Here is a 6,000-nt window from a genome sequence, read left to right on the forward strand (position 1 = left end):
GTCTTGCTCTGGGTCCTCGTCGCTTTGGCCATCTGACACCTCCCTCGGTCATTGAGGTCTCGTACGAACCTGCTGTTTCCGCCGGTTCGTGCTATACCTCTATTCTCCCAGGTCACAGGCGCTCTGTCATCACCCATTAGGGTGGGAAAACACTCACGTTTCCCTCTTGCCAGCCGCCAACCGCCCTGCGCCGCACACAATCGGGAACAAGAAACCGCCCCGGCCCGCGCCCAAAGTGAACCTTCACGCCCGCCGACCCAGCCTCTACAAAGCACTCATCTCTCCGTCGCTGCCCGCCTGAACCCGGACCCGCACGAACCCGACCATGAGGACACACGCCAGGCAGACGCTGCCATCGTCGTCGATGAACGCCTGTAACTCGACCGAGGCGCACCGTCTGGCCTGCGGACGGCGCGCGAGTAGCGGCACTTGTCGGTTAGTCGACACGACACGTTCTCCCAGAGGCCTTGGCGCGCTTGTGATCTTGGCACCCCCGTGCCATAGTGAACGGGTCCGAACGCCCCCGAGTCATCCGGCGGTGGTCCCCTGTGAAAATGCAGCCTCGGCAGCAATTGCTCGACATCTGGCGCGCCCAGGTGGCCTATTGCCTGAGGCCGGTGACCGAAGAGGACGGTCGCCGCCACAAGTACTGGCATTGGGGCGGCCGCATCGACTCCGACCCGGTCGGCGACGCCCAGCAGCTGCTGTGCCTGCTCTACCCGGCTCAGGAGCTCCCGGAGCTCAACTACGCCGACCCCGACGCCACGAGCGACGCCGTGCTCGAAGCGCTCGGCGGTCTCGGCGACGCGGTCGAGATTCCGACGCTCATCATGCAGATCATCAAGGACTACATGGTCAAGCACTCCGATGACGAGGGCGTGCCCAACTACTCCGGCGGCGCCAACATGCACCGCCTCGACCGCTCCAGGGAGGCCAGCGCCGAGCAGCGCGGCATCGACGTCACCGAGGGCTTCGCACTCGCGATCCCGCTGTGCCTGTCGGCCCTGTCGTTCCTCATGGACTTCTCCTCCACCGTGGACCGGATCGGCCGACTCGACCTCGTCAAGGAGCGCGACGAGACCGAGGCGATGGTGCGCCGCCGCCTCGTCGGCGCGCTCACCGGCCTGCTGCGCTCCTTCGCGGTGGCCGCCTTCGACACCGAGGACGACTACGGCAAGCGCCTGGTCGAGCTCATCAACGTCGACGGCCAGCCGGTCAAGCGCATCGTCCGCCGCTTCCGCGAGCAGACCAGCGACATCGTCGCCACCCTGAAGGACATCACCGTCGGATCCGGCGGCACCGCCGGCGTGGAGGCCCCGACCAAGCTGTTCGAGATCGGCTGGTCGTGGTCGGTCGTCGAGAACGCCCCCGAGATCGCGATCGTCGCCGACCGCGCGACGCAGCGGCCGGGCCGCGCCCAGGACGCCCCGTACCTGTACTTCACCGTCGTCGCGCTCGAGGCGATCACGACGCTGTTCTCGCCGCGCGTGCTGCGGCGCAACCTGCTGTCCGACGAGGAGCAGCAGCTGGTGCAGTCGCTCCAGCTGCGCCTGGACATCACGCGCCGGTACTGGGCCACCATCGCCTCCTTCGGCGGCGGCTCGAAGTGGCCGCTCGAGGACGTCCCGTGGCGCACCACCGACGGTCTCGAATACGACTACTACAGCCTGCTGGTATGCGCCGTGGCCACCGAGCGGTTCGGCGCCTCCCGCGGCGGCGACGACGAACTCATGCGGCTCGGCGAGGTCCTGATCGAATTGGCCAACCGCGGCCGCATCAGCCGCCGCGCCCTGGCCGGCGAGAAGGCCATCGAGATGCACTTCCCCGGCGTTCCCTGCGAGCTCACCGGCATCGAGAAGCTCGACGGGCCGCCGATGGTGTGGCACATGGTGGACTACGCCCCGCTGCTGCTCAAGCGGATCCTGCACGCGGCGAGCCTGCTGAACACGATCGACGCGCGCGCCGAGCTGCTCGCCGTGGCCGACCAGGTCTGGGAGCACTTGGAGCGCAGGAGGATCCGCGGCGGCCCGGCCGCGAAGCTGTGGGATCAGCCCGGCCAGGTGTACGACGAGATCCAGCAGCGCTTCACCGACCCGTCCTGGCACTTCACCATCCGCATCGTCGAGTCGATGGTGCTGGCCGCCCGGTTCGCCGCCTCCGAGCCGGCCCGCTCGCGGGGACTGGAGTCGCTGGCGCAGGAACTCCTGGTCGAGGCCGAGCACGTCTACGACCAGGAGCTGCTGCGCGGCTCGGGGACCGCCGGGCCCTCGCTGGCCCAGGAGATCCAGGCCGTGGGCACGACGATCCGGCACGCCAAGGAGGTCGTCGGCGAGCGCCCGGGCACCGCCTTCGCGCTCGGCGTCCGGGCCCTGATCGACCTCGACCGGCTCATCGCCGCCGGGCGGGACGCCGAGACGGGGGAGTGAACGATGCTGCTGTTCGCCACGTCCGACAAGGGCGGCACCGGCCGCTCGGTCACCTCCAGCAACCTGGCCTACCGGCGCGCCATCCTCGGCGGCAACGTGTGCTATGTGGACTTCGATTTCGGTTCGCCCACCGCCGGGGCGATCTTCAACATCGACGACCTCAGGCACGGCACCGTCGGCGGCGGCATCCACGACTACCTCCAGGGCCACGCCTCCGAACCGGAGCGGCACTCGGTGTGGGACGAGACCGACCGCGAAGAGCTGCGCGCCCGCCCCGACGGCGCCGGTGAGCTCGTGCTCTACCCCGGCGACTCCGACGGCGGCGAGTTCCCCGGCGACGCGCGCACCATCGACCGCTGCGTCGACCTGTTCCTCCAACTCGAATCCGAATTCGACCTGGTCATCGTGGACCTGTCGGCCGGGCGCTCGCACGCCACCGAGATCGTCATGGCCGCCACCGCGGGGCCCGAGCTGACGACCGTCCCGTGGCGCTGGATCGTCTTCCACCGCTGGACCAAGCAGCACGTCCTCGCCGCGCACAGCCTCGTCCACGGCGAGCGGGGCCTGCTCGAGACAGGCCAGTCGTGGGGGCACAACCACGCCCGCCTGATGTCCTCGATCCGGTTCGTGCGCACCGCCGTGGTCGATCCCGACGGCGCCGAGCTGTCCGGTCTCAAGCCCACCCAGGTGCGCTGGCTGCGGCGCATCGACGCCGATCTGCACCAGATGGCCGCCGCCCTGCGCGTCGGGCGCATGAACCTGCTCGGCTCGGTCCCGCTCGACCCGGTCCTCCAGTGGCGCGAGCAGATCATCACCGACGCCGACACCGCGACCCTCGACATCGCCAACCAGCGCACCGTGGACTCGTTCAACGAACTCGCCAAGCGCTCCGGCGAGGAGTCGTTCATCCCCGGATTCGACGGCACCTGAGAGGGCGCTCATGAGCTACAGCGAGACCAGCGCCAAACAGCGCACCGAGCGGTTCGGCATGTCGCACCTGTCGATCGAGGTCGGCCACCTCTACGCCGACGACCTCGCCGCCGGGCCGGACGCGCTGCGCGCCGAGATGGCCTCGGCGGCGGCCTGGGTCCACGGCACCACCGAGGCGCTCGCCCGCCGTCTCGGCGGGCGCACGCCGCGCGTGTCCACCTGCTACCTCGTCGACGACTACTTCCACGACGACCTGCCCGCCCCCGACAAGCTCATCGCCACGGTCGGCGAGGCCGCCGCCGAGGCCGGACTGCGCATCGACTACCTCGCCCGGGAGTCGGGTTGCGCCCGCATGGGCGAGCTCGATCTGGCCGCGCTCGTCGCGGGCCGCATCGTCTCCGAGCCGCCGCCGGGCACCAACGGCTCCCGCCCGCCCGTGTCGCGCTCGGGGTGGCTGTGCAACGGCGTCCCCACGCCGCAGCGCCCGCGCGTGGCCATGAGCGCGCCCGACACCTGGCGCCCGCCGAGCCAGAACTCGGCCCGGGAGCACTCGATCTTCCTCGACGTCGAGTTGTGGAACGAGACCGAGCGCGGTCGGCGCTGGTCGTGCCCGATGCTCGCCGCCGTCTGGCAGCTCATGCGCCTCGGCGTCCTGCGCGATCGGGGTCGGCGCATCGGCGTGCCCGTCCCGGTAGACGAGGTCGTCGGCGCCGAGCGCAGCCACGAGCCCGGCTCGGGCGCGCCGGGGCGCCTCCCCGAGGAGTGGACCGCGATGCCGCCGATCATCCAGCTGGGCGCCGAGGCGTTCCCGTTCCCCGCCTATCGGACCGTCTCGGTCCTCGCCGGGGACTACCTCGAAGTCGAGCACGCCGTGCGCGTCATCTGCTCGTGCGTGCGCCCCGACCCCGGCGCGTACGAGGCGATCACCAAGGCCGCCGCGCGCGAACGCGTCGACCTGCCCGCCGAGCTGGTCGACCGGCTCAGCTACATCTTCCAAGGCCCGCTTTAAGATCAGTACCGGCCGTCGCCGCGCTGGAGCAGCTGCGGGTTCTGCTCGATGATCGTCAGGACCTTGTCGGCCAAGTCGGCCGCGCCGTAGTCGATCTGCGAGCGCACCCGCTCGCACATGGTGTTCCACTGCCGCGTCAGTCCCGGCCGCCGCTCGAGGAGGTCCCAGGTGAACTGGAGGTCGCTCGCAGTGCGGGCGCCGGGCGACCACAGGTGCATGAGGTGGTCGACCACCGGCCTGAGCGTCCGCAGCGTGTGGCGCGAGTCCTCCCCGATCTTCGCCAGCGAGACCCGCGCGGCCACCGCCGTCAGCAGCCAGTCGTGGACGGCCAGGTCCTCGGCGGCCGAGGCGATCAGCTCCGGATCGGCGGTGCCGGTGACGAGGCTGAGCCGCCGCCGGTCGGTACTCACCAGGCGGAACGCCACCGCCGACTTCGTGCTCGGATCGGTGATCGCCGCCCATCGCAGCCGCGTCGATCCCGTCTTGATCGGCGGGCGCTGGTCGAGCACCGGGCGCGAGAGCACGTCCCGGATCGAATGCCGCGCGATCGCGGCCGTGTCGAGCAGTCCAGTGCGGTCGCGTCTGGCGTCCGCGTACAGGAAGCCCTCGGCGAGCCGCCGGGCCTCCAGGTTCCCGATGGGGTGGACCGTCCCCGGCCTGGCCAGGTAGTACGACCACGGCATGCGCCGCGGCCGGTCCTGCGGCTCCACGGCCGCCCACGCCGAGCCCTGGAGCAGGTGCCCTCCGGTGAGGACCGCGCGCGAGCACACCGTCCCGACCGAGCGGACCGAGCCGTTGTCGCCGACCGGATCGGCGTCCTTGCGGCCCTGCTTCGGGCCGAGCGGCAGCTTGCAGTCGATACCGTGCAGCAGCGTCGGCGACGCGGTGTGCGGCACGGGCCTCGCCCATTGCGTGACGCCTTCCCCGACCGCGAGCGCCAGTGCCGATCGCGCCTCCTCCGGCGTGAGCGGGCGCGAATGGGGCAGCAGCGCGGTGTGGACCTCGCCGACGATCAGCACGGTCAGCGCTCCCGGTGCTCGGTGATCGCCAGGCCGTGCCCGTCGGGGTCGCGGAACGCGGCGGCCCGCAGCTGGTAGTTCTGGCCCAGCAGCGCGGTGCGCGGCAGGTGCAGGAACTCGACGCCGGCGTCGTTCATCTCGGTGAACGCGGCGTCGATGTCGCCGACCTCGAACGTCAGGTGCATGATGCCGGTCTCGCCGGGCGGCGCGTCGGGCCGCTCCCACAGCAGGACCTTCCCGAACCCGGCCTCTAGGACGGCGGCCTCGGTGGTGCGGTCGACGATCACCAGTCCCAAAGCCTCCGTGTAGAACTCGACCGAGCGCTGGAGGTCGGCGACGATCAGCGTGGCGGCGACGTCGGTGACGTCGGTGCCCGGCATGGTGCTCTCGGCGAGCAGCAGCTCGGAGATGTTGTCGGGGATCTTCGGCTGCTCGGGCGCGCGGCGCTGGCGCGGCGGGGACGGGAGCGTCTGCTCGGCCTTCGGCTCGGGCGGGGGCTCTTCCTTGACGGCGGCGACGGTCGCCGCGGGCGCGGCCTCGGCGACCGCGCCCCCCTGCGGCTCAGGAGCCGGCGGCGCCGGGGCGGGCTCGGCGGCGGGCGCCGAGGTCGGCTCGG

At 71.2% G+C, this 6,000-nt stretch carries 5 protein-coding genes; 3 read left to right on the plus strand and 2 right to left on the minus strand.

Annotated features, from left to right (window positions below; translation table 11 throughout):
- Nucleotides 1–554: 554 nt before the first annotated feature.
- The 3 genes from ACYVK3_RS09150 to ACYVK3_RS09160 are packed head-to-tail and all read left to right on the plus strand — an operon-like array spanning nt 555 to nt 4,365.
- Nucleotides 555–2,426, plus strand: coding sequence for an SCO2524 family protein (locus ACYVK3_RS09150; RefSeq protein ID WP_460496958.1), 1,872 nt, complete (start codon nt 555–557; stop codon nt 2,424–2,426).
- A 3-nt stretch (nt 2,427–2,429) separates the two neighbouring features.
- Entirely contained in the window at nt 2,430–3,356 is a 927-nt protein-coding gene (locus ACYVK3_RS09155; protein WP_460496959.1) for an SCO2523 family variant P-loop protein, read from the plus strand.
- A gap of 10 nt (nt 3,357–3,366) precedes the next feature.
- Nucleotides 3,367–4,365 (plus strand): SCO2522 family protein, encoded by a 999-nt coding sequence (locus ACYVK3_RS09160; RefSeq protein ID WP_460496960.1) that lies wholly within the window; start codon nt 3,367–3,369, stop codon nt 4,363–4,365.
- A 2-nt stretch (nt 4,366–4,367) separates the two neighbouring features.
- Here the strand turns inward: ACYVK3_RS09160 and ACYVK3_RS09165 are convergent, their stop codons facing one another.
- Nucleotides 4,368–5,384, minus strand: coding sequence for an SCO2521 family protein (locus ACYVK3_RS09165; protein ID WP_460496961.1), 1,017 nt, complete (start codon nt 5,382–5,384; stop codon nt 4,368–4,370).
- 2 nt (nt 5,385–5,386) lie between these two features.
- Nucleotides 5,387–6,000, minus strand: a 614-nt coding sequence (locus tag ACYVK3_RS09170; RefSeq protein WP_460496962.1) for a VOC family protein, incomplete at its 5' end; no start/stop codon positions are given.

Source organism: Glycomyces tarimensis, assembly GCF_054776215.1.